Raw genomic sequence first — 24,109 nt, forward strand, 5'->3', positions numbered from 1 at the left:
GTTTCCTTCATGTTAAGGATGCAAATTGATAGCAACAAATAATAAAAAGAGGTTTTATATGCTTTTTAGCGATAAGGCAGAAGTGAGGCGCGCGGCTGCGCGCCCGGCACAGAGGGATTAACCAACCAGCATCAGTTCGCGATCTTCAACGACCGGTCTGTTGAGCAGCGACAGTAAAATATTCTTTACCGCCTGCGCTGACGGTGACAGCGGCTGGCGGGAAGAAACATTCAGCGACAGAGGCAGATTCAGCGTCGGGCTGCTGATCCGCGCCATCCAGGCGTTAGTCGAGGTGACCAGTGCACGCGCGGCGGACTCAGGCAGAACGGTAACGCCCATCCCGCTGGAAACGGCGGCGGTCAGCGTAGCGATGGACTCAATTTCACCGATAATTCGGGCACTGAGGCGGCGCAGGGAGAAGGCTTCATCCACGCGTTTACGTACGGCGCTATAGTCGCGCGGCAGGAACAAATTCATTTCGGCAACGGCGGCAAGGTCGACGTGCTGGCCTGGGCAGGCGGTGGTGCCAACCAGATATAATTCTTCTTTCAGCAGCGGAATGCTGGTAATACCGGCAGTTGGGGAACGGTCATAAAGTACCGCCATGTCAAGCTGTCCATTCATCACTTTTTCGTTTAGTGAAGAACCGCTGTTTTCGTGCAGATAGACCAGCACTTCGGGAAACTGTTCGCGTACCGTTTGCAGCAGCGGCATGGTCAGCGAAGAGGCGGCCGTGCCCGGTGCCAGCCCAATAGAGACCTGCCCGGTGAGGACCTGGCCGGCGTTGACCACCGCCAGCTGCGCCTGTTCGCACTGGCGCAAAATGGTGCGAGCGTGGGAATACAGGATCTTACCCGCTTCGGTCGGCGTAACGCCGCGCTTGGTGCGGATCAGCAGCTGCTGGTCGAGTTCATTTTCCAGCGTGGCAACCTGCTGGCTGAGCGCTGGCTGTGCAATATGCAGGACTTCAGCGGCCTGGGTCAGGCTGCCGATATCGACGATTTTCACGAAATATTTCAGTCGTCTTAAGTTCATTTTGCCTCCGTCTCGTATCCCCGAGTGCCAGTTTGAGCTGGCGTTTGTAATAAGTTTTCACTCTGACTGATATATCTTTGCAATTGACGTGCCAGAAATTGACAAACAATCGAGTGGCTTATTACTGACCGCCTAACAGGCGGTAAAATAAGAGAATCTGATTACCCACTAAGGGGTATTGCCTCGGATTGGCGTTTCAGCGGGATTATTTGCAAGGTTTGGGCGCACGGTGATGGTGCAAATGATGCGTTGGTGAGGTGCGGATTGTGGAGGAGGCGAACGTTTCGCAATAGAAGCTTAGCTTCAGGGATCGAGGACGGAGACCATTACAGAGGGACAGCGCTGCTGATAGCTTTGGTTATGGGCGAGCGTGACGGGGCTAAACGCCGGGACGCCGTAGACCCATCCCTGGGGGCCTGGCTGCCGCCTCCCTGCGGCAGACACCCGGCTTATCTTCCCCGTCACGGTCTCCCTCTCAGGCTTTCGTGTCGCTTTGCTGCGAAACGGTCGCCTTCAGAAATAGATGTTGGTTGCGTCTTGTTGAGGGCAGCGACACCCTGAGTTTACCGGCAATCGGTGCGGGGTGGGTTCGCGGACCGTTGAGCGCAGGGATGCGCGAATCGAGGCCACACGGACGTGTTCACGCCGAGTCCGCGAACCCACCCTGCACCGACAGGCCAGAAGCCAAACATGCAGCAACTCCTCAACTCCTCAACTCCTCAACTCCTCAACTCCTCAACTCAGCAACACATAAAAAAACTCCCCTAACCATCAAAATGACGCTATAAGAAATAACATTGAGCGGATTGGGAAGTTTCTCACTCCTCGCTATCGATATGATGATCGCTATCCGAACGACATCTTAATCAACCGCTTAGCACAGAGAGCACTCATGAAACTTCACAGCGACAGCTTTACCGACGGCCAGCTCATTCCCGGTGAATTCGCCTTTGCCGTAGCGGACAGCGAAAATCACATTCGCCTCTCCGCTAACCGTAACCCGCACCTGGCGTGGCAGGATCTCCCCGAAGGCACCCAATCCCTGGTGATTGTCTGCCACGACCCGGACGTTCCGTCCGTTGGCGATAACGTCAACCAGGAAGGTAAAGTGGTAGAGGCATCGCTGCCGCGCGTCGATTTCTACCACTGGCTGCTGCTGGATATCCCGGCATCCGTCAGCGAAATTGCAGCCGGAAGCCAGTCCGATGCGATAACCCCACGCGGCAAGCCCGGTCCGGCAGCGCCGAACGGCCTGCGCCACGGCGTGAATGATTACACCACGTGGTTCTCCGGCGATAAGGACATGAGCGGACACTATTTCGGCTACGACGGCCCCTGCCCGCCGTGGAACGATGAGCTGATGCATCACTATGTCTTCACCGTCTACGCGCTGGCGAACAGCACCCTGAACGTTGCGGGTGAGCTGAACGGCGCTAACGTCCTGACGGCAATCGCGGTGGCCGATGTGCTGGGCAGCGCGCAGATCACCGGGCTTTACAGCCTGAACCCGACTGTAGGCTGACGGCAATGACGGTGCACCGCCCTTCCCTTGATCATCATGAGCGGCCAGCCGCGCGTGTGCCGGGGGCGGTGCTGCCGCTGCCCGGCGGGCAGGCATGGCTGCGCGATGGCCTGTGTGGCGTTGCGCATTCGCAAATGCGCACTGAGCAGCGGATTTCCGAGTTCCACTTTCACAGCCCGACCCTGCTGCTGATCCTCTCCGGCACGCTGACCTTCCTGTTTCCCCACGGCCCGCGAACGCTGACGCCCGATGATGGCTTTGCACTGGTGAATCCAGGGCAGTTCATTGACCTGAACAAACAGCCTGCCGATGACGGTTCGCCTTTCCGCTCGCTGTTTATTACCGTCAGTGAAGCGACGCTCGATCGCTTTCGCCAGTTCTATCCGGCAGTCGCCAGCGCCGCTGAAAATACCGAAAGCGCGCTGCGTACGACCAGGGCTTTCGACGCACTTCTTCCCGCACTGCTGCCGCTGCTGGAAAACCTTAAGGAACAGAGCCTGAGCGATGCGCGGCTTGAGATTCGCCTGTTCGATCTGCTGCTGTGCCTGGCAGAACTGGGGCTGGCATTTTCTCCGCCGTCGCGCAGCAGTACCGGTGAACGGCTTCGCCGACTGCTGGAACAGCAGCCGGAAAGGCGCTGGACGACGAAAATTGCCGGTCACGCGCTGGCAATGAGCGAAGCCACGCTGCGGCGCAGGCTGAATGGCGAGAATATGAAGTTCGATGCGCTACTGCGCGAGGTACGGCTACAGCACGGAATGACCCTGCTGCAAACCACCAGCTGGCCGTTGACGCAGATTGCCGACGCCAGCGGCTATCTTTCCGCCGCGCGCTTTTCGGCACGCTTCAGAACGCGCTTCGGCATTTCGCCCGCCCGGCTGAGGTGATCTTTAAAATAGAAAAAGAAAGGGAATGAGAGTCGGGAAACAGAGAAATAAATCGGGGCTTTAACGACAATAGCCGGATGCCTTTACGGGTAAAGGCATCCGAAGATGAAAATTATTCAATCACCAGGCTATTAACGGCCAGAACGGCCTGCGCGGCTTCCGCGCCTTTCTTAACAAAGTGCTTATCGTAGAACTGCACGATTTCGTCAACCGGCTGGAAATTATGCGGGGTCAGCGAAACGGAGAACACCGGAACTTCGGTGGCCAGCTGCACGTTCATCAGGCCATCAACCACCGCCTGGGCAACGAAATCATGGCGGTAAATGCCGCCGTCAACCACCAGCGCAGCACAGACGATCGCATCATATTTGCCGGTTTTCGCCAGCTTCTGGGCCACTAACGGCATTTCAAATGCACCGGGAACGTCGAAGACATTAATCACGGCATCAACGTTATCTTCCTGAGCGATGCGCTGACGGAAACCCTCTAATGCCTTGCTCACAATCTCTGTATGCCAGTTGGCTTTCACAAAGGCGATATTAATTTTTTTCACTGTAACTCCAAGAACGCGATGAAATGTATCAATCTTTAATGGGGAATTTTACTGGAAAGTAAGATTATTTTCACTTGGTATAACATGTTGAAAATACGAAATCCAGACGTCAAAAAAAAAGCCGCTTCCCGTCGTCTCGCAGCATTTTATAACTCCCCTGAAGCGTAACAACCGTGTTATGGCGCAATACAAAAACAAAAAAACCGGGGGATCGTTAACAATCCCCCGGTCCGTAAGCGAATATATTCAGTTGGTGCGATTAGCGCTTCTTACGGTTGCGGTACATATCGATAGAAACTGCCGCCACGATAATCATCCCTTTGATGATGTCCTGCACGTAGGCATCAACGCCCACGAAGGTGAAGCCACTCTTAATCAGACCGAGGATCACCGCACCAATCAGCGTACCAGTGATGCGACCCACGCCGCCCATCAGGCTGCTGCCGCCGATAACCGCTGCGGCAATCGCATCCAGTTCGTAGGACAGACCCATGCTTGACTGACCGCTACTGACGCGAGCCGCCAGCACCACACCCGCCAGACCGGACAGGCCACCGGCGATGGTGTAAACAATGATCAGGTACTTGTTAACGTTGATACCGGACACTTTCGCCGACACCATGTTGCCGCCGATAGCGTAAACGTATTTGCCGTAGCGAGTGTGTTTCAGAGCGATATGGAAGATGACCGCTACGACCAGGAAGATAATCACCGGCATAGCGCCCTGACCGATAGCGGTGAAGCCGTCAGACAGGAAACTGATTGGGTTACCCTGGGTGTAGTACTGTGCCAGACCACGGGCAGAAACCATCATACCCAGCGTGGCGATAAACGGAGGAATACCGGTTTTAGTAATCAGCACACCGTTCAGAATACCGCACAGCAGACCGACCCCGATCCCCGCACCGATAGGGATCACCGCAGGCATATCCACCAGCGACGGGAACATCGGCGACAGGCTGTCTGAGGTTTGCGCCAGACTGGCGGCAACCACCGCCGTTAAGGCAATCACCGAGCCGGACGACAGGTCAATACCCGTAGTAATAATGACCTGGGTCACCCCGACGGCAATAATACCGATAATCGCCACCTGTAAAACAATCAGCACCAGGCGGTTAGGGTTCATCAGGAATGACTGGTCGCGAACATACCAACCAAAGGCTTCGAAAATCAGCGCGATACCGACCATTACCACGAAAATACCGGTATCTTTCGGCATCTTGCTTTTCAGATTACTGAAGAATGAGGGTGCTTCAGTTGACTGTTGCGTTGTCATTTTCATATCACTCATATTTTATTTACCTTACGCCCTTACTCGGACGCCAACGACAAAATGGTTTCCTGGTCAGCATCTTCTTTATTGAGGATGCCGGTAATACGACCGCCGTGCATAACCATGACCCGGTCGCTCATGCCCAGAATTTCCGGCAGTTCGGAAGAAACCATGATGATGGCAACGCCACGACTCGCCAGTTCGCTGATCAGACGGTATATTTCCGCCTTCGCACCGACGTCGATACCACGGGTAGGTTCGTCAAGGATTAGAATTTTGGGCTGGGCCAGCAGCCAGCGCGCAATAAGCACCTTCTGCTGGTTACCGCCACTCAAGTTATTGATGATCTGGTCCATTGTCGGCGTTTTGATATTCAGCTTGCGGATCTGCTCAAGGCAGTCCTTCGCCATGTCGCCATGATTAACAAAGCCCGCTTTGGCGCTGTAGTTAGTCATTTTGACGATGCTCATGTTCTCCAGTACCGACAGCACCAGGAACAGGCCGGACTTTTTACGGTCCTCGGTCAGGAATGCCAGCCCCTTATCGATCGCCGCCGCCGGCGATTCAATCGTGGTAGGCACGCCGTCAATCAGTATTTCGCCGCTGTCGATGGAGGTCATGCCGAACAGGCTCTCCATCACTTCACTGCGTCCGGCACCCACCAGTCCCGCAACACCGAGGATTTCGCCACGGCGTACGTTAAAGCTGACATCGTGGAACACGCCCTGACGCGTCAGATTACGCACGGTCAGGACATCTTCGCCGATGTTCGCATCAAATTTCGGGAACAGCTGGGTTAATTCACGCCCTACCATCTGTGTAATCAGCGACTGACGCGAATAGCTCGACGTGGAATCACTGGCCACCCAGGTGCCGTCACGGAACACGCTGACTTCATCGGTAATGGCGAAGATCTCATCCATTTTATGGCTGATATAGATGATGGCTTTACCCTGCTCGCGCAGGTCGCGGATGATGGCGAACAGATGCGACACTTCGGTTTCCGTCAGTGCCGACGTCGGTTCGTCCATAATCACGATGTCCGAGTTCCAGGACACCGCTTTCGCGATTTCAACCATTTGCTGGGAGGCAATGCTCAGATCGCCAACCATCTGGTCAGGCCGCAGACGGATATTCAGTTTAACCAGCAGATCTTTGGTCAAACGATTGAGTTTTCCGTGGTCGACGAAGCCGAGTTTCATCGGCTCGCGACCCAACCAGATATTTTCGGCGACCGTCATATGCGGTACCAAATTAAGCTCCTGGTGAATCATGGAAATTCCCGAACGCAGCGCATCCAGCGTATCGGTAAACTGCACAGGCTCGCCTTTAATGCGGATTTGTCCCTCATCGGGACGGTAAATCCCGATGAGGCACTTCATTAAAGTGGACTTGCCCGCGCCATTCTCACCCATCAGAGCATGCACCGTTCCGGGTTTGACGCGCAGCGATACGTTGCTTAACGCCTTAACTCCCGGGAAAAACTTGCTGATGCCTTCGGCTTCAAGCGCATATGCGGACATTTAACACCTCCGTACAACTGTTATCGGCAACGGTTATTTCAGGTTTTTGCTGGTAAATTCTGCGTAGTTTTCTTTGGTGATCAGCTGATAAGGGATCATCACGTTCTGCTCAACTTTTTCACCTTTTGCCAGCTTAACGGCAGCCTGTACGGAACCTTCACCCTGTCCTTTTGCATCCTGGAACACGGTGGCAACCATCTTGCCGTTCTTGATCATTTGCAGCGCATCAGGTGTACCATCCACGCCCGCGATCACGATTTTGTTCGGGTTTTTGCCCAGTGCCTGCAGGGCACCGATAGCCATTTCGTCGTTGTTGGAAGCGATAGCCTGAATATCATCGCCCGCCGTCATCCAGTTGCTGACTACGTCCACCGCGTCGTTACGGGTGAATTTCGCCGTCTGTTCCTGAATGACTTTCAGACCCGGGTATTTAGCCACTACGGTTTTCACGCCTTTGGTACGGTCGCGCGTTGCTTCGTTAGCCAGATCCCCCATCAGAATCGCCACGTTGCCTTTGTAATCCATTGCTTTAGCCAGCGCTTCCATCTGCAGACGGCCCGCCAGCTCGGAGTCAGATCCGACGTAGGCCATTTTGCTGGTCAGTTCAGTCGCGGGTTTACGGTTTACGAACACCAGCGGAACGCCGGCTTTGGTGGTGAGGTCAACAATCGGTTTAACTGCGTTGGTATCAACCGGGTTAACGATGATTGCGTCAACGCCCTGGCCGATAAAGTTTTGCACCTGCTGCAGCTGCTGGGCTACGTCGCCTTTGGCATCTTCGATCTGCCCGTCGACGTTTTCTTTCTTCATTTCCTTGCTGATGGAATTGCGCACAATAGTCAGGAAGTTGTCATCAAACAGTGCCATAGAAACACCAACCTGGACTTCTTTGGCGAAACTTGTGACAGGTAACATACATACTAACAGTGACGCTAAAATTGTTTTTTTCACGTTCATGGCGGAGCCCTTATTATCGTTAGCATGCGCAGGCTGGCTGAGACGTCGAATGAAAAATTTCTTTTACATTCCTTCAACGTGACCGACGACTTTAGTAAAATGTAGGGGGTTACTATTTCGTGTATGACTATTTTCTTATTAGCACTTCATCGGAATAATTCACTACAAAACAACATCTTAAATTCAAACCACTGTTTTACTTTTCCTGTCCCCTGCCTACGTTGCCGCAGAGCAGTTTTTTTGTTTCATATTAAAGTTAATTGAAACTTTCACTAATAAAGCACCGAAACGCGTGTTTTAAAATCATCAAATAACAAAAATTTGACACACCTCTAACATCGCTCATGGAAACGCTGGAAAGTGAGATCTGGCGCAAGAGATTTGAGACTGACGGCAATTGCTTTTTTGTTACCCGAGCAAGGTCACAACCCGGCTGGGGGCTGTAAATGAAATGTCGGGTGATGGAGATGGACTTTTCGCTGCGGTGGTGGGGGGATCCACGGTATTGAGCGGCTGCCGGGTGAATTGTTCAGATTGCTTGTTTGTCGCTTCGGTGATGTGGGTCGTGTCCCGGTATTGAGCGGCTGCCGGGGGAACTGTTCAGATTGCTTGTTTGTCGCTTCGGTGATGTGGGTCGTGTCCCGGTATTGAGCGGCTACCGGGCGGTCCTCGCGCCGCTTCGCGGTTCCTTCGGCTCCGGCATCCGGCCGGGCGGACCGGCGGAAACGCAACGTCCCTGTTGCGATTCCACCTGACGACGACGTCCTGTCGCCGTCTCCTGGCCAGATGCCTGCACCTCAGCGCTGCGGATTGCCCTTTAGCCGCTCAATACCGTGCCACCCTTTTCTTTCTTACTCGCTGCTTGAAAATAATTTAGATGACATACGCGAGACGGAATAACCTTGATCGCGCCTTTACAGGCAACTCCAATGATGAAAGCCCAGACGGGTGAATCCCACGCAGGAGCATCCGCAGCGCTGAATGGAGTGAGGAGGCCAGGATTCGCCTGCATGGACGCAGGCGAAAGGTACAGCCGCGCAGGACGCGCGTCTGTGCCGGTCCGGCTGGCTGACGAACGCAGTGAAGGCACCGCGCAGCGGCGCGAGGACCCGCTCCGGAGGGGGATTCACCCGTCTGCGCAACCACCCTTTTCCAGCAAACAACGCCAAACAAATGCAAACGCCCCCGCTGAAGAAACCGAGCCACTATCATCTCCGTTGCTAACTACTTTAACCAACGGTTCAAATGAAACTCAGCAGTCGAGTAAACAGCGAGTCCTTTATCAGGCAACTCTGATGATGAAAGCCCAGACGGGTGAATCCCACGCAGGAGCATCCGCAGCGCTGAATGGAGTGAGGAGGCCAGGATTCGCCTGCATGGACGCAGGCGAAAGGTACAGCCGCGCAGGACGCGCGTCTGTGCCGGTCCGGCTGGCTGACGAACGCAGTGAAGGCACCGCGCAGCGGCGCGAGGACCCGCTTCGGAGGGGGATTCACCCGTCTGCGCTGGCACATCAGACAACACAGTTAATAAGGCACAGACGTGTGAATCCTACGCAGGACGCGCGTCTGTACCGGTCCGGCTGGCTGACGAACGGAGTGAAGGCACCGCGCAGCGGCGTGAGGACCCGCTCCGGAGAGGGATTCACCCGTCTGCGCAGCCACCCGTTTCCAGCAAACAACGCCAGAAAACGACGCTAACAAACACAAACGCCGCCGCAGAATAAACTGCGGCGGCGCAAGGACTCACGGTTTAGCCGACTAACAATTAACGACTCAGTGAAGCCGCCTTCTCCAGGGTCATCCCCTTAGTTTCCGGCGCCAGCCAGATAGAAGCCAACAGACCGATAATGGACACTACCGCGGCTGCATACATCGTGTGCCCAATACCCAGCGTCGCCAGAGAGTAAGGCACCAGCCAGGTCCCGGCAGCAGAACCAATACGCGACAGTGAAGACCCCATGCCAACGGCGAATGCACGAACCTCAGTCGGGAACAGCTCATTCGGATACACCAGTTCCAGCACCTGCGCCCCACCGATAAACACCGCGTAGGCACCAAACAGAGCCAGCACCAGCATTTCAGAACCGTGTGAAGCCGCACCCAGTCCCAGCAGGGCCAGGCTTGACCACAGGAAGCTGTGAATAATCAGCTTGCGGCGGCCCATGGTGTCAATCAGTCGGGTGGCGATAATACAGCCCACTACGAACAGCAGCGTGATAATCACCGAGCCCATTGAAGCCCACTCGTCCTTGAGGTTCAGCGCCTGCAGCACCACCGGAGCGAACGAGTAGACCGCAAACATCGGCACCACCGCCGCACTCCAGAACACCGCTACGAACAGCATACGTTTGCCGTAGCCTGCATTTAACAATGTGCGGATGGACACTTTTTGCTCTTCGGACTCTTTCGGCAGATTAGCCAGCGAGAAAGTCGCGCCGTACACTTTTTTGATAATCTGCTCAGCTTCCGCCAGGCGGCCTTTGCTGACCAGCCAGCGCGGAGATTCCGGCGTACCCAGACGAATCAGGAACAATGCCACACCCAGTACCGCCGGGCTGGCCAGCACGTAACGCCAGGCGTCATCACCGCCGTGAGCCAGAATCGCATTACCGACAATGTAAGCCAGTGCCGCACCGGCAAACCACAGGATCGTCAGCCCCGCCAGGCGCGGACCGCGATTTTTCTGCGGCAGGAATTCGGTTAGCAACGATCCGGCCACCGGATATTCCAGCCCCACCCCCACGCCTATAAGGAAGCGCAGGAAGAACAACATCACCCCGGATTCCGTCCAGAATGTGCCTATCGAACCCAGAATAAACAGAATCGGCCCGACGAAGAACAGGCGCTGCCTGCCAACTTTATCGGTCAGCCAGCCGCCAAGGAATCCGCTAAAGAAGGTGCCGAACATCGCCGATGCCGCAACCAGTCCCTGCCAGAAGGAGTCCAGATGCAGGTATCCCGAAAACTGCACGATCGCTACGCCGATAATGCTCAGCACATAGCCATCAAGGATCCATCCTCCCCCGGCGCGGACGGTCATCAACTGGTGAAAACCATTTAAGGGTACATCCTCAATAGATATATTATTCTTATTCATGACAGTGAATCTCCTGTAAGGATTCATATTTTGCAGGTACAGAAATTCGCTCTGAATCAGATCGATAATTCAGAAATTTCGTTAATTTAATTTTTATAACGTCATGTAAGTCTTGATATCGGTTATCTTTTTCTCTTCGGTAAACCTTACCCGTTCATTGTTTATCGGCTCCTGTTATTTTTTTCGCGTTATCGCGAAATTAAATTCACCTGAAGAACACATCCTTTTTATTTAACCATTCTCCCCGTTATTGCTGAGCCTCAGTACTGGAAGGCGACCCGTGCCAGTGAGGCTATCGAGGGGAAAAGTGCTGTTAACTCCAGGTTAAATTCATGTTGAACCTATACCCCCCGACTGCACACTGTAAATACGCTCACGGTGGGCATTATTCAGGAATGTGATCGCCATCTGAAAACAAAACAGAATATTATCAGCTAAAAATAATATTTTAATTATATGATTTTAAACAGATTAATAAAAATCATTTGTATTTTCATACTGCTAATGCGTATTTTCTTTGTCTTTTTTATGTATGCAAAAAAAATCCACATATTGCCTGCCCGTGAACTTGTTGGCAGATTGTTAGCAAATGGAGTGAACCTGTCCCAGTCGAACCGTATTTTTCCGGCTTCGGCGGACGGCGGGATCTCATCAAATACCCGCTCAGCGTTAAGTCAACGCTGCCCGGATACCTGACCTGGAGAATATATGATTAATTTTGATGGTATTTATACCCCTGCCGTTACCCCATACGCTGCTGACGGTTCGATTGATTTCGCCCGTTTTGATGAAGTGCTGGAGTCATTAATTGCCGGTGGCGTTCACGGCATTATTATTGGCGGTTCGACCGGTGAATATTACGCGCAGACGGTGGAAGAGCGCCTGGCGCTGGCCGAGCGCGCACGCCAGGTCACGGCTAACCGCCTGCCACTGGTGATTGGCACCGGTGCTATCCGTACCGAAGATGCCGTGGCCTTTGCTAAACACGCCCGCGAAATTAAAGCCGATGCCATTCTGGTCACCTCGCCGCCGTATGCGCTGCCGACCGAACTGGAAAACGCCCACCACGCGCTGACCGTCGACAAAGCCGCGCAGCTGCCGATCATGCTCTACAACTACCCGGGTCGTATGGGTATCAGCATGGGTGAAACCTATTTCACCGAGGTCAGCAAATCGAAAAACGTGGTGGCGATTAAAGAAAGCTCCGGCGATCTGAACAGCCTGCATCTGCTGGCTATTAAGTTCCCGAACATCGCCCTCTCCTGCGGCTGGGACGATCTGGCACTGGAGTTCTTTGCCTGGGGCGCACGCAGCTGGGTCTGTGCCGGTTCCAACTTTATTCCACAGGAACACGTGGCCCTGTATCAGGCCTGCGTAGTGGAAAAAGATTTCAATAAAGGCCGCAAAATTATGGCGGCGATGATGCCACTGATGAACTACCTCGACGGCGGGAAATTCGTACAGGCGATTAAACACGGTGTGGATCTGACCGGGTTGAGCACCGGACCGGCTCGCGCACCGCTGCTGGGCCTGACGGAAGAAGAGCAGGCGGAGCTGAAAGCGGTGATTGCCGGCGTGAAGCAGAATGTCGCTGCGGCGATTGCTGGCTGACAGAACCGGTTGATCCGTTAATCCCCTCTGTACCGCATATAAACGGGAGTATACCCAAGTGCAAAAAATAACCTCTCTGCCCGCCGACGATGCGCTTCCGGGGTGGTATCACACCAGTAAACCGCGCACGCCGCGCCCGGCTCACGTCGGGCAAACGCAGACCCGCTGGGCAATTGTGGGCGCAGGCCTGACCGGGCTTGCCGCCGCTCGCCAGATGGCGCTGAATTTCCCCGACGACGAGATCGTACTGATTGAAGCGCAGGAAGTCGGCTTTGGTCCCGCCGGACGTAACGCGGGCTTCGCTATCGACGTGCCGCATGACATCGGGGCGAAGGACTACATCGGCGATATCACTACCGCAAAACGCGTACTGAAGCTGAATACGCTTGGCCAGGACTATCTGCGCGACATCGTGAAAACTCACGGTATTGAGTGCCAGATGAGCGACTCCGGTAAATATCAGGCGGCGGTAAGCGGTGCGGGTATTGCCGTGCTGGAAGCTTATCGCAGCGGTCTGGAGAAAATTGGCCGCGAAACCCAAATGATAGACGAGCGCGATCTGCCGGATCACATCGGCATTTCATACTATAAGAAGGCACTGTTTATCCCCGGCACGGTGCTGGTGCAGCCTTCGGCACTGGTGAAAGGCCTGGCGGACAGTCTGCCATCTAACGTCACGCTGTATGAGAACACGCCGATTACCTCTATCGACTACGGCGATAAAGTCACGTTGATGCACGATAACGGCACTATCACCGCCGATAAGCTGATTTTGGCCAACAATGCGTTTGCCTCAGATTTTGGTTTCCTGAAGCGCACACTGCTGCCCACCTTCCTGTACGGCAGTCTGACGCGCCCGCTGAATGAAGAAGAGCAGGCGCGGCTGGGCGGCAAGCCGGTATGGGGCGTGATCCCTGCGCATCCGTTCGGCAGTACGATTCGCCGTACCGTTGACCACCGTATTCTGGTGCGTAACAGCTTCAGCTTTAACCCCAACGGTCGCCCGCGCGAGCATCTGCTAAAACGCTATATTGAAAATCACCGTCGTTCCTTTGAACGGCGCTTCCCGATGCTGTCCGGTGTGAATCTGGAATATTCATGGAGCGGTGCAATCTGCCTGTCGGAAAACCATGAAGGCTTCTTCGGCCAGCTGGCGCCGAATGTTTACGGCGCGCTGTGCTGTAACGGTCTGGGGATCACCCGCGGTACGGCAACCGGGAAGCTGCTGGCGGATATGATCGCCGGTGAGCGCAACGAGCTGATTGACTTCCTGCTGGCATCACCGGGCCCGAATAAGACGCCGCCGGAGCCATTCCTGTCAATTGGGGTGAATTCGGTCTTTAAGTGGGGGCAGTTCAGGGCCGGTCTGGAAGTGTAGTCCTCTGCGGTTGCGCCGGGCCTGCGCGATCCCCTCATTTCACGCGGGTTATAACGCATTACCGCTCACGATGTGTCTGTATCAGGGTCAGCCTTTCTGGCTGGCCCTTTTGCGTTCAGGCTGCCCGCCCTCATATTCCCTGACGCCAGTAGCGCTGCGGCGTCTCCCCCAGGGTTTTGCGGAACATGGCGTTAAAGGTGCTGCCGTTAACGTAGCCCAGCTGGCGGGCGGTATTCTCTACCGAATGGCCCTGCGCCATCAGCCCGACCGATTTCAGCAACAGTAGCTGCTGCCGCCACTGGCTGAAGGTCAGCCCGGTATCATGGCGAAACAGCCGCGACAGCGTTCGCGTGGAGGCACCCACGGCCGTCCCCAGCCCCTCAATCCCGGCATCTGACTGCGGATCCTGCATCAGCCGCTGGGCCACCTGCTTCAGGCGGCGCTCGCGCGGCAGCGGCAGGAACGGCACCGTCGCCACGGCCCCCTGTGCCAGCTCCAGCCGCAGCAGATGCTCCATCAGCCAGACCGCTTCACCGGGCTTCGCTTCGCTTTGAGTATGGCGGATCAGCGCGGCCAGCAGCTCATGTGCCAGCGGGCTGGCCATCAGCGGCACAAACTCAGCGATATGGCGGCTTTCAGCACAGTAATAGTTGCAGGTGGTCACCTGCCCCTGAGCGTGCGTGCGGTGCGGCTGTCCGGCGGGTATCCACAGCGCGCGGCCGGGCGGCAGCGTCCAGATACCATCGGCGGTGTGGATCTGTAATGCGCCCTCGCTGGCGTAGGTCAGCTGCGCTTTATCGTGCGAGTGCCACTCTTCACATTCGTCATGCCGGTAATGCCAGGAGGCAAAATGTGACGGCACGGTGCGCTTCTGCCATGCAGCCAGACTAAAGCTTTCCGTAAACTGCGGCGCACAAGGCGGACTGGCCATTCACTGCTCTCCTGTCGGCAATCAGAGGGCGGCCGAAACCACCGGATTAATCAAGTACCCAGCCGCGGCGACAACTTTCGTCCGATTCGATGGGTATTCCGCAATCACCCATCAAAGGCGACAGCGGCAGACTTCTCTTTTAAAGAAAAATAATTATCATTCTCTTTGCCAACATTCAAGGGAACCGCGCAGTTTGGTCAGGATCGACTCCGGCATAGTAAGACATAATAAACTTATAAATCAGTAAATTATTCCATTTTAAGCAGACAGTGAGCAGTACAGATCCCCCTTTCAGAGGCTATAACAACAATGAGTAAGGCTTCATCAGTTAATGCGCCAGTCTGTGCCGGAATGGCCGTTTATCAAAAACGTTTCCCACTGGCTAAAATCAGCCTGATTCAGGCCGGGATCCTCGCACTGCTCGCGCAGAGCGCTCTTGCCACTGCTGCGGATAAAACCACCACAGCCCAGACCGACGCCAGCGTTCGGCAGGATCAGACTCTGCTGGTGACCGCTACCGCCTCCGCCACGGACAAAATTGCCCAGCCGGAGCCGTATCCGGGCGGCCAGGTTGCCTCCGGCGGCCAGTTGGGCATGCTGGGTAATAAAGACCTGCTGGATACGCCATTTTCGCAGACCAGCTATACCGCGCAGCAGATCGAGAACACCCCGGCACCGACGGTGATGCAGCTGATCGCCGATTTAAACCCGTCCGCCCGGGCCGAATGGTCCAGCCTCGGCAGCTCCGCCAGCCAGATTAACGTGCGCGGTTTTAACGTCCAGTCGCAGGATGTGGGCTTTAATGGCCTGTACGGCATGCTGCCGATCAGCAGCATCTCGCCGGATATTGCCGACCGCATCGAATTTCTGGAGGGGCCGAGCGCCTTCCTGAACGGCATGCCTCCCGGAGGTTCAGTCGGCGGTGCAGTGAATATCGTACCGAAGCGCGCCACCGATGCGCCAATCACCCGCCTGACTACCACCTACACCAGCAAGAGCCAGGTGGGTGCCAAAGTGGATATCGGCCGCCGCTTCGGCGATGAAAACCAGTTTGGCGTGCGGTTTAACGGCGCATGGTCGGAAGGGAATACCCCGGTCGACAATAATAAGAAGCATCTGGGGCTGGCGAGTATCGGGCTGGATTACCGTGGCGATCGCGCCCGCGTTTCGCTGGATGCCGGTTACCAGGATACGCTGACGCGCGGCGTAGTGCCTTATTTCTACATCCCCAGCGGCATCACCATTCCGCAGGCGCCGAAAAGTACTAACAATATCAGCCCGTCATGGACCCGCTTCGGCAATAAAGACACCTTTGGCGCACTGCGCGGCGAATACGATATGACCGATAACGTCACCGTCCACGCCGCCGTTGGCGGGGATATTAATCACCAGAGCGATATCGAGATTGGTCAGCCGATGCTGCTGAATGACAGCGGCGATATCTCAACCACGCCGTGGATCAGCCCGGGTAAAACCAAAACCGGCTCAGCGGAAGTCGGTATCGCGGCAAAATTCACCACCGGCCCGGTTGACCACCAGATCAATGCGCAGGCCACCACGCTGCACCGCACCGTTTGGGGCGGCGGGGCCACCGTCGGCGACGAGGTCACCAACAATATTTATAACCCGAACTGGACCGACGAGCCGGATTTCCCTACGCCGTCGCTGCCGAAACAGAGTACCGCCCGGCTTTCAGGCCTGGCGCTGGGTGATACCCTCTCCATTCTTGACGATCGGGTACAGCTGACCGCCGGGGGCCGCCTGCAGCGGGTTGAGCAAAGCGACTATGACACCACCAACGGTGGCATCAGCGACAGCTACAGCAAAAATGCCCTCAGCCCTTCCGTCGCCCTGCTGGTGAAGCCGTGGCAGAATATTTCGCTGTATACCAGCTATATTCAGGGCCTGCGCCAGGGCAGTACCGTCGGTACCGGCTACGCTAACGCCGGTCATGTTTTCGCGCCGTATAAAACCAAGCAGGTTGAAGCCGGGGTGAAAGCCGACTGGGGCTACTTCGGCACCACGCTGAGCGTCTACCAGCTGACCCAGCCGTCCACCACCACCGACAGCACCACCAATACGGTGAACGAGAACGGCGAACAGCGTAACCGCGGCGTCTCGCTGCAAACCTTCGGTGAGCCGGTTGACGGCCTGCGCCTGCTCGGCGGCGTCAGCTATATTAATGCGGTGCTGACTAAAACCCAGGACGGGGCCAATGATGGTAAAACCGCCTCCGGTACGCCAAAGTGGCAGGGCAATACGGGCGTGGAATGGGATCTGCCGTGGCTGCAGGGGCTGACACTGACCGGACGGGCGATTTATACCGGCAAGCAGTTCTTCGATACCGATACGCCGCGCCGCACGCTGCCCTCCTGGACACGGTTTGATGCCGGGCTGCGCTATCTGTTAACCGGAGTGATGGCCAAACCGGTGACCCTGCGGATGGACGTAGTTAACCTGGCGAACCGCAACTACTGGGCCAGCGCCTGCTGCGACAGCTACGTGATGTCCGGGGAACCGCGCACCGTAACGCTTTCCGCAACCGTTGATTTCTAACCCAAACCTGCCCGCCCTGCGGCGGGCCTGTTGAGTAGCGAAGATGCAGCGCCGTCAACTGCTTAAATATACTGCCCTGCTGCTGCTCACCGGCCTGCCGCAGCGGGGGTTCAGCGCGCGCTATCCTCAGCGCATCGCCACCCCCGATCGCGGCGGCACCCAGACGCTGCTGGCGCTGGGTGTGCTGCCGACGGTGAGCGTCGGCAGCGATTTTTACAACGAAATGGGCACCACGCCGTTTCTGCCCGCCGGTATCCCGGATGCCGGTGACCCTTCCGAACCCAATCTGGAACTGCTGAAGCATTACCAGGTTGAGCTGATCGTGACCGTGACCATCAGCCCGATTATTCAGCGCCAGCTGCAGCGGGTGGCACCCGTGATCGCCCTCGATATTTACCGCGACAGCGGCGATGCCTTCGCCCAGGCCTGCGACGAGACGCGGCGGCTGGCCGCACGCATTGGCCGACCGGATGCGGCCGAACGCTATATTCAGGACCTGAACAACCATATCGCCGCCGCCGCAAATAACCTGCGCGCGGTGCGCCAGCGCAAGGTGATGGTGGCCGGGCTGTCGTCCGATGGCCGCCATATGACCGTCTACGGCAGGAAGAGCATTATGTCCGGGGTGCTGGCGCAGATGGGCTTTGAAGACGGCTGGCAGGGCAGCACCAATAACTTCGGTTTTACCAACGCCGGGATTGAGAGCCTGGCCAGCTATGACGATATCACCCTGCTGGTGATGGATTACGGGGAAGACACCCGTGCGGCGCGCCGCGTGCTGCATGCCAGCCCGCTTTGGCGGCTGCTGCCGGTGGTAAAACAGCGAAGGGTGCTGATGATCCCACGTTTCGAGATCTTCGGCGGACTGCCGCTGGCGGCGGAGTTCACCGACAAACTGCAGGATGCCCTGCTAAGACCGGTTTACCTGTGACACTGGTCACCCTGAACGCTGAACGCCAGCGCCATCCCGCCGCGCTGGTATGCGGCCTGCTGCTGGCCGCCCTGCTGTTTGCAGTACCGCAGTGGCTGCAATCGTTACCGCTGAACCAGCTGGCCGCCGCAGCCTTTTCGCCGTCGCCGGAGAACATCAGCCAGCTGCTGTTCCACTATTCCACGCTGCCGCGCTTCTGTATGGCGCTGCTGGCCGGAATGGGCTTTTCACTGGCCGGACTGCTGTTTCAGCAGACCCTGCGCAACCCGCTGGCCGATCCCACCACCTTTGGCGTTTCCGCCGGGGCACAGCTGATGCTGACCGTGGCCGCCGTCTGGCTGCCCTCGCTGCTGCGGCTGGGCCAGGAGATGCTGGCCAGCCTTGGCGGTTTACTGGCGGCGCTGCTGATTGTCATGCAGGCGCGGCGGCAGAGCACCACGCCGCAGTCGCTGACCCTCTCCGGGCTGATGCTGACGCTGTATGCCGGCTGCCTGGCCAGCGTGATCGGTCTACTTTCCGGCAGCGATTTGCAGGGGATTTTTATCTGGAGCAGCGGCGCGCTGGAGCAGAACAGCTGGCACGGGGTGCGCTTCCTGCTGCCGCGCCTGCTGATCGCCCTGCTGCTGGCGGTCATGCTGCTCCGGGCGATGAACACCTTCGCGCTGCATGATACCGCCGCCCGTAGCCTGGGCGTGCCGGTACAGCGGGTGCGGATGCTGGCGTTGCTGCTGGGGACGCTGCTGTGCGCCTCGGTGATGAGCGTGACCGGGATCATCGGTTTTATCGGCATGGCTGCCCCGGTGCTGGTGCGGCTGGGTGGCGCACGGCGGCTTGCCCAGCAGCTGCTGTGGACGCCGCTGATGGGCGGTGCGCTGCTGCTGTTGACCGACCAGCTGGCACAGTGGCTGGCCCGCTGGGGCTTCGGGGTGCCGACCGGCACGCTGACCGCGCTGCTTGGCGCGCCGCTGCTGATCTGGCTGATCCCCCGACTGAAGCAGCACAGCCTGCCGAAGGCCAGCGCGGCCGGTGCCGGGGTGCGCCGCGCGGCCGCGCCACGGGTGCTGTGGCCAATGGCCGCGGCGGTCGCGACGCTGCTGCTGCTGGCGCTGTGTTTTGGCCGCGTTCCCGGCGGCTGGGCGTTCAGCTGGGGAACGCCGCTGGATGCGCTGCTCTCCCTGCGCGGACCACGGGTGCTGGGCGCGGCCTGTGCCGGGGCGATGCTCGGCGTAGCCGGGGTGCTGGTGCAGCGGTTAACCGCTAACCCAATGAGCAGCCCGGAGCTACTGGGCATCTCCTCAGGTGCCTCGCTGGGGGTGATGCTGACGCTGCTGGTCGCTGCTGCGGCCACCTCCGGACTGCTGCTGGCCGGGGCCGGTCTGGGCGCGCTGCTGGCACTGGTCGCCATGCTGCTCACCGGCCGCCGCGCCGCGTTCAGCGCCGATAAGCTGCTGCTGACCGGGATTGGCCTGAGCACGGTAATCAATGCCGTTACCGCATTAATGATGACCACTATCACCCCGCAGACCATGGTGCTACAGGACTGGCTGGCCGGATCGACCTACCGCATTCTGCCCGGCCAGGCCGTGGCGCTGGCCGGCCTGGCGCTGGTGCTGACCGTCGTGGCGCTGCTGCACGGTCGCTGGTTGCTGCTGCTGTCGCTGGGCGATGACGTTGCGCGTGGCCAGGGCGTGCCGCAGAACCGGGCGCGCGGCGCGATAGTGATCCTGACCGCCCTGCTCACCGCCGCCGCTACGCTGCTGGTGGGTCCGCTGACCTTTGCCGGGCTGATGGCGCCGCACCTGGCGCGAATGAGCGGCCTTCAGCGCCCCGTCGGACAGATGCTCGGCGCGGCGCTGGGCGGTGCGGGCATTATGCTGCTGGCCGACTGGCTCGGTCGTAACCTGATTTATCCGCAGCAGCTGCCCGCCGGGCTGCTGGCGACCTTTATCGGTGCCCCCTGGCATCTGTTGTTAATGAGAAGAAAACCATGAATTCCGCTTCCCGCCGCTTTCCACTGACCCGGGTCACCCTGGGCCTGATCCGCCCGTTCTGGCTGACACTGCTGTTTGCCACCGCCGTCGGGATACTCAGCGGTTTCGCCACTACCGCCCTGCTGGGGCAGATCAATCACTCGCTGCAGGCCGGGGAACTGTCGCTGTCGTTCTGGGCCGCCTTTGCACTGCTGCTGGTGGGCGGCACCTGCGGCCAGTCGCTGGCGGGCTGCATTAATAGTCACCTGGGGCAGCGGATGATTGCCGGGATGCGCAAGGAGCTTTCCGCACGGATACTGCAGGCACCGATTGGGGCTATCGAACAGTTTCGCCCGCACCGGATGCTGGCGGTGCTGAATGACGATGTGGATACCGTCAGCGCCTTCACCTACAACTTTGCCAGCTACATTATCAACTTCTCGATTGCGCTGGCGGGACTGCTGTATCTGCTGTATCTCTCGCCGCTGATTTTCGCCATTTCGCTGCTGTTTCTGCTGGGCGGCATGCTGCTGACCGGGCGATCGCGCCGCGGCTGGATCGCCGATTACCAGCAGGTGCGCCACGCGCAGGACAGCCTGCAGAAGCAGTACCTGGCAATTATACAGGGGGCGAAGGAACTGCGGCTGGATCGCGGCCGCCGGGCGGCGGTGTATCACCGGGCTCTGAGCCGCGACGTTGATGCTATCGCCCGGCTGAAAGGCCGGGCGATGACCCGCATGTGGATAATTGACGGGGTGGCCTCGGCGCTGTTCTTTATCGCCATTGCACTGATGCTGGTGGGTAAACCCTGGCTGAATGCCGGGCAGCTGACCATCGGCGCGGCGGTGATTGTGCTGCTGTATATCAAATCGCCGTTTGACCAGTTGGCCGGCGGGCTGGCGATTGCCGACCAGGCGCGCATTGCCCTGCGGCGGCTGGCCGAACTGGCCGACAGCTTTCAGACCCCGGAACCGGATATTCTACTGGACAGCCCCGCTCCGGCCGATGCGCTGCCGCTGCACAGCCTGACGTTGCAGCAGCTAAGCTGGCGCTATGAGGGCGGACAGCCGTTCGCCATCGGGCCGCTGGACCTGACGCTGCGCCCCGGCCAGATCACGTTTATCACCGGCGATAACGGCTCGGGCAAAACCACGCTAATCAAACTGCTGCTGGGGCTGTACGTGCCGCAGCAGGGTGCGGTGTTGCTTAACAGCCAGCCGGTTTCCGACGCGCAGCGCGACGACTACCGCCAGCTGTTCAGTACGGTATTCAGCGACTATTTTCTGTTTGACGAGCTGCTGCATCCCGAAATAAGCACCGGGCAGCTGGCACCGCTGCTGACAAAACTCCAGTTAAACGGCAAAGTTGCCGTGGAAAACCAGCGCTTCACCACCACCGAACTTTCCACCGGGCAGCGCAAACGGCTGGCGCTACTGCACGCCTGGCTGGACGACCGCCCGGCGATTATCTTTGATGAATGGGCAGCCGACCAGGACCCCACCTTCCGCCAGCGCTTTTATACCGAATTTCTGCCCGAGCTGAAGGCGCAAAACAAGCTGGTGGTGGCGATCTCCCACGATGACCGCTATTTTTCCGTGGCAGACCAGCTGATCACCCTGCGCAACGGGGAAATCGTGACGCAATAAGGCACGGCAAACGGGTGCGATGCGCCGGTTTTATCAGGGAAATGAGGAAAATAACGACATTTTGCTGCATCCTTCAGCAAACGGTAGTGTTTTAAGTAAAAGGGTTTTGACATCTACCCTGAGGGCCATTAGTATTCGCCCCGTTCACACGATTCCTCTGTAGTTCAGTCGGTAGAACGGCGGACTGTTAATCCGTATGTCACTGGTTCGAGTCCAGTCAGAGGAGCCATATTTAGAGAAGCCCGCTTAAGGAAACTTAAGCGGGCTTTTTGTTTTTCATGCCACTTTACGAATTACAGTACAAATCCGTAGTGAGAACCATCAGGCAGTTCAATATCCAGGCGAAGTTTACCGCCTGTGGCTTCAACATAGCGTTTAAGCGTGGAAAGCTTGAGGTCGCGCCCCGGTTTTTCCATCCCTGCAATGGTCGGTTGTTTGATGCCCAGCGCCTGCGCCATTTCCACCTGAGTTTTCTGCACTTTCTCACGCAGTTCGGCAAGGTGAATGTTGAGCAGGATGTCCGTCGCCATCGCCTGAGCTTTGGCCACGACTTCAGGTTTTTCATCCGCAATAAGCTGCTCCAGCGTTCTGCCCATCGCGTTACTCCTTTCTTAATGTGTTCAGCCAAAACATTTCCCGCTGATGTGATGAAATGCTGAGTGGTCACTGGTGAATATCGCTTTCTCGATCTCCTGCCTGCAAGAACAGGCAGAAGATCGGGAGGAACTGCACTCAGGCACCTAACGCTGCCTTCACCGCCTGATAATCCCAGTAATATTTCCCATCTTCCTTGTAGCACATGGCGACATGAGTGCCGGCGTATTTTACGGCGTCCGGGCATTTGGCTTTATTGACGGACGCGGCGTTGTAAAGCACCACAATTTTCAGTTTATCTTTTACTGCTTTTTCGCATTCGTAGGTAATATAACTACGATGGTCGACCGCCCGCCCCCTGTCGCAATACTCCCACAGGCTGTTGTAGCTCGCACAATATCGACAGCCACCGCTTCTGGCATCTTTGGTATTACGACCCACAATCAGTACGAAGGTTTTTGACGCATTAAGCCGGGTAGCTAAAGAAGCCTTGATGCTGCAATTCAGGCTGCTGTCCCTGGCCTGGGTTAAACTATGTGCATCGGTGAAAGACAAACTCCAGTAATTATTTTCATTCCATGTATGCAGCTGCTCAATGGCATCACTGTCGCCATCCCATTCCCCGGCCAGATAGGTTTTTGTACGATAGACCATAAAAGCTCACTCCTCTGTTGTGTTGAGCGTTATGTGAAATTTCGGGAAAGTGAAGCCGCGATAATAAAAAATCCGCTTCACCCCCTATCCGAATGTTTGAAAATGAACTTAATAAATACGGCCAGGCTGATTATATGAGAAAATTCATAGCCCATTTTTAGATGACTGAAGCTCAAAGAGATTAATTTTTTTGATTTTATCCTGATGGATAACAATGGTGAGCTTTGCAGGATAGGAAAAACGCATTTCACTCACGCGGAATGTCCACAGCATAATCTTAAGCAGCTCTTCATCGCTAATTCCCCTGTGCTCCTTTATTCGGGTTATTCCGGAACCGAAAATAGGCACGGAAACACTCTCCATGGCATAGACGCGATTAACGCGATCCCAGAAGTTAATCAAAAACGTCAGGTATTCTGCCATTGTTAAACGCGCTTCATTATGCTCACTGAAACGGGCAAATGCCGTCAGCAGATAATCTTGCCAGACACAAATTGTCCCCAGCTGGTAACGCTGTTTCTTCCCGCTCACTCGCTCTTCATTGACGCCAATCATATCTTCCCGTTCGAAACGATAGTTAGCGATATGCTCATCAAGCTCCGCCAGGTCGCGGTTAAGGTGTTTATTGATGAAAATGCCGTTAAGGCTTCGGCTGGCAATGATCTTCTCATCGACCTGTGTATCAAAGTATTCGTTGAACGCGATGGCTTTCAGACCCGGCTGACTAAAAATATCACCAGCCTTAATCGTCACCGTCGTTCCGTCAACGGTTAAATCGATAGAAGTTAATTTATTCGCCCGACGCCATACAAACGCGTAGATGCCGAGCAAAAGAAGGATACATATAATGCCAGCGAGCGTTTTACATTCATCGGGAATATCCCAGAAGAGGATGTAAGCGGTGATAGCACCGGTAATACCCGAGGCATATTTAAAAAATTCATCCCTGACTTTCTTATCAAACAGTTTAACCTTTAACATCTCTGCTC

Annotated in this window: 18 protein-coding genes and 1 tRNA gene; 9 read left to right on the top strand and 10 right to left on the bottom strand. The window is 56.5% G+C overall.

Annotation, left to right across the window (positions count from 1 at the left end; all coding sequences use genetic code 11):
* Positions 1–117 precede the first annotated feature (117 nt).
* On the bottom strand, positions 118–1,035 hold the full coding sequence (gene nac / locus OMR58_RS11335; protein WP_105594829.1) for a nitrogen assimilation transcriptional regulator NAC: 918 nt from the start codon (positions 1,033–1,035) through the stop codon (positions 118–120).
* Between the two features lie 892 nt (positions 1,036–1,927).
* Here nac and OMR58_RS11340 point away from each other — a divergent pair.
* Both OMR58_RS11340 and OMR58_RS11345 read left to right on the top strand, forming a co-directional pair.
* Entirely contained in the window at positions 1,928–2,557 is a 630-nt protein-coding gene (locus tag OMR58_RS11340) for a YbhB/YbcL family Raf kinase inhibitor-like protein (RefSeq protein ID WP_264545953.1), read from the top strand.
* A 5-nt stretch (positions 2,558–2,562) separates the two neighbouring features.
* On the top strand, positions 2,563–3,444 hold the full coding sequence (locus tag OMR58_RS11345; protein ID WP_264545954.1) for a helix-turn-helix transcriptional regulator: 882 nt from the start codon (positions 2,563–2,565) through the stop codon (positions 3,442–3,444).
* A gap of 112 nt (positions 3,445–3,556) precedes the next feature.
* On the opposite strand, the gene OMR58_RS11350 is transcribed toward OMR58_RS11345, so the two are convergent.
* From OMR58_RS11350 to OMR58_RS11370, 5 genes are all read right to left on the bottom strand, one after another.
* Complete coding sequence (locus tag OMR58_RS11350) at positions 3,557–3,997, bottom strand: 6,7-dimethyl-8-ribityllumazine synthase (RefSeq protein WP_105592610.1); 441 nt, start codon at positions 3,995–3,997, stop codon at positions 3,557–3,559.
* Between the two features lie 259 nt (positions 3,998–4,256).
* Positions 4,257–5,279, bottom strand: a complete 1,023-nt coding sequence (locus tag OMR58_RS11355) for an ABC transporter permease (protein WP_172606588.1) — start codon at positions 5,277–5,279, stop codon at positions 4,257–4,259.
* Positions 5,280–5,308: 29 nt separating this feature from the next.
* Positions 5,309–6,793, bottom strand: coding sequence for a sugar ABC transporter ATP-binding protein (locus OMR58_RS11360; RefSeq protein ID WP_200560766.1), 1,485 nt, complete (start codon positions 6,791–6,793; stop codon positions 5,309–5,311).
* 33 nt (positions 6,794–6,826) lie between these two features.
* Positions 6,827–7,750, bottom strand: a complete 924-nt coding sequence (locus tag OMR58_RS11365) for a sugar ABC transporter substrate-binding protein (protein WP_105592613.1) — start codon at positions 7,748–7,750, stop codon at positions 6,827–6,829.
* Positions 7,751–9,517: 1,767 nt separating this feature from the next.
* A complete protein-coding gene (locus OMR58_RS11370; protein ID WP_264545955.1) occupies positions 9,518–10,849 on the bottom strand; it encodes an MFS transporter in 1,332 nt (443 codons plus the stop codon).
* Between the two features lie 708 nt (positions 10,850–11,557).
* Between OMR58_RS11370 and OMR58_RS11375 the strand changes: the two genes are divergently transcribed.
* Both OMR58_RS11375 and OMR58_RS11380 read left to right on the top strand, forming a co-directional pair.
* Positions 11,558–12,460 (top strand): dihydrodipicolinate synthase family protein, encoded by a 903-nt coding sequence (locus tag OMR58_RS11375; RefSeq protein WP_200547914.1) that lies wholly within the window; start codon positions 11,558–11,560, stop codon positions 12,458–12,460.
* Between the two features lie 58 nt (positions 12,461–12,518).
* Positions 12,519–13,838, top strand: a complete 1,320-nt coding sequence (locus tag OMR58_RS11380; protein WP_200560763.1) for an NAD(P)/FAD-dependent oxidoreductase — start codon at positions 12,519–12,521, stop codon at positions 13,836–13,838.
* Positions 13,839–13,968: 130 nt separating this feature from the next.
* Here the strand turns inward: OMR58_RS11380 and OMR58_RS11385 are convergent, their stop codons facing one another.
* A complete protein-coding gene (locus OMR58_RS11385) occupies positions 13,969–14,769 on the bottom strand; it encodes an AraC family transcriptional regulator (RefSeq protein ID WP_264545956.1) in 801 nt (266 codons plus the stop codon).
* A 309-nt stretch (positions 14,770–15,078) separates the two neighbouring features.
* Here OMR58_RS11385 and OMR58_RS11390 point away from each other — a divergent pair, with 309 nt between their 5' ends.
* The 5 genes from OMR58_RS11390 (at position 15,079) to OMR58_RS11410 (ending at position 22,101) form a co-directional block, all read left to right on the top strand.
* Positions 15,079–17,325: a TonB-dependent receptor gene (locus OMR58_RS11390; RefSeq protein WP_264545957.1), complete on the top strand. Its 2,247-nt coding sequence runs from the start codon at positions 15,079–15,081 to the stop codon at positions 17,323–17,325.
* Between the two features lie 43 nt (positions 17,326–17,368).
* Entirely contained in the window at positions 17,369–18,256 is an 888-nt protein-coding gene (locus OMR58_RS11395; RefSeq protein WP_264545958.1) for an ABC transporter substrate-binding protein, read from the top strand.
* On the top strand, positions 18,253–20,247 hold the full coding sequence (fhuB, locus tag OMR58_RS11400; RefSeq protein WP_264545959.1) for a Fe(3+)-hydroxamate ABC transporter permease FhuB: 1,995 nt from the start codon (positions 18,253–18,255) through the stop codon (positions 20,245–20,247). The genes OMR58_RS11395 and fhuB overlap by 4 nt, the downstream gene beginning before the upstream one ends.
* Positions 20,244–21,872 carry a cyclic peptide export ABC transporter gene (locus tag OMR58_RS11405; RefSeq protein WP_264545960.1) on the top strand — a complete coding sequence of 543 codons (1,629 nt, stop codon included), beginning with the start codon at positions 20,244–20,246 and terminating at the stop codon, positions 21,870–21,872. Before fhuB ends, OMR58_RS11405 begins: the two co-directional genes overlap by 4 nt.
* Before the next feature lie 153 nt (positions 21,873–22,025).
* Positions 22,026–22,101: transfer RNA gene (locus OMR58_RS11410), tRNA-Asn, on the top strand.
* A 64-nt stretch (positions 22,102–22,165) separates the two neighbouring features.
* On the opposite strand, the gene OMR58_RS11415 is transcribed toward OMR58_RS11410, so the two are convergent.
* From OMR58_RS11415 to OMR58_RS11425, 3 genes are all read right to left on the bottom strand, one after another.
* Positions 22,166–22,468, bottom strand: coding sequence for a helix-turn-helix domain-containing protein (locus OMR58_RS11415; RefSeq protein WP_105592619.1), 303 nt, complete (start codon positions 22,466–22,468; stop codon positions 22,166–22,168).
* Between the two features lie 136 nt (positions 22,469–22,604).
* Complete coding sequence (locus OMR58_RS11420; RefSeq protein WP_200560756.1) at positions 22,605–23,120, bottom strand: TIR domain-containing protein; 516 nt, start codon at positions 23,118–23,120, stop codon at positions 22,605–22,607.
* Between the two features lie 144 nt (positions 23,121–23,264).
* Positions 23,265–24,101 (bottom strand): macro domain-containing protein, encoded by an 837-nt coding sequence (locus tag OMR58_RS11425; RefSeq protein WP_264545961.1) that lies wholly within the window; start codon positions 24,099–24,101, stop codon positions 23,265–23,267.
* Between the last annotated feature and the right edge of the window lie 8 nt (positions 24,102–24,109).

It is taken from the genome of Erwinia sp. INIA01 (assembly GCF_025947915.1).
Taxonomy (GTDB): domain Bacteria; phylum Pseudomonadota; class Gammaproteobacteria; order Enterobacterales; family Enterobacteriaceae; genus Erwinia; species Erwinia coffeiphila.

Excerpts from the sequence above, each read along its gene's own strand:
- OMR58_RS11375 (WP_200547914.1), top strand. The coding sequence starts at position 11,558 with ATGATTAATTTTGATGGTATTTATACCCCTGCCGTTACCCCATACGCT.
- OMR58_RS11415 (WP_105592619.1), bottom strand. The coding sequence starts at position 22,468 with ATGGGCAGAACGCTGGAGCAGCTTATTGCGGATGAAAAACCTGAAGTC.
- OMR58_RS11355 (WP_172606588.1), bottom strand. The coding sequence starts at position 5,279 with ATGAAAATGACAACGCAACAGTCAACTGAAGCACCCTCATTCTTCAGT.
- OMR58_RS11420 (WP_200560756.1), bottom strand. The coding sequence starts at position 23,120 with ATGGTCTATCGTACAAAAACCTATCTGGCCGGGGAATGGGATGGCGAC.
- OMR58_RS11390 (WP_264545957.1), top strand. The coding sequence starts at position 15,079 with ATGAGTAAGGCTTCATCAGTTAATGCGCCAGTCTGTGCCGGAATGGCC.
- OMR58_RS11370 (WP_264545955.1), bottom strand. The coding sequence starts at position 10,849 with ATGAATAAGAATAATATATCTATTGAGGATGTACCCTTAAATGGTTTT.
- OMR58_RS11365 (WP_105592613.1), bottom strand. The coding sequence starts at position 7,750 with ATGAACGTGAAAAAAACAATTTTAGCGTCACTGTTAGTATGTATGTTA.
- OMR58_RS11385 (WP_264545956.1), bottom strand. The coding sequence starts at position 14,769 with ATGGCCAGTCCGCCTTGTGCGCCGCAGTTTACGGAAAGCTTTAGTCTG.
- OMR58_RS11395 (WP_264545958.1), top strand. The coding sequence starts at position 17,369 with ATGCAGCGCCGTCAACTGCTTAAATATACTGCCCTGCTGCTGCTCACC.
- OMR58_RS11425 (WP_264545961.1), bottom strand. The coding sequence starts at position 24,101 with ATGTTAAAGGTTAAACTGTTTGATAAGAAAGTCAGGGATGAATTTTTT.
- OMR58_RS11340 (WP_264545953.1), top strand. The coding sequence starts at position 1,928 with ATGAAACTTCACAGCGACAGCTTTACCGACGGCCAGCTCATTCCCGGT.
- OMR58_RS11360 (WP_200560766.1), bottom strand. The coding sequence starts at position 6,793 with ATGTCCGCATATGCGCTTGAAGCCGAAGGCATCAGCAAGTTTTTCCCG.
- nac (WP_105594829.1), bottom strand. The coding sequence starts at position 1,035 with ATGAACTTAAGACGACTGAAATATTTCGTGAAAATCGTCGATATCGGC.
- OMR58_RS11405 (WP_264545960.1), top strand. The coding sequence starts at position 20,244 with ATGAATTCCGCTTCCCGCCGCTTTCCACTGACCCGGGTCACCCTGGGC.
- OMR58_RS11345 (WP_264545954.1), top strand. The coding sequence starts at position 2,563 with ATGACGGTGCACCGCCCTTCCCTTGATCATCATGAGCGGCCAGCCGCG.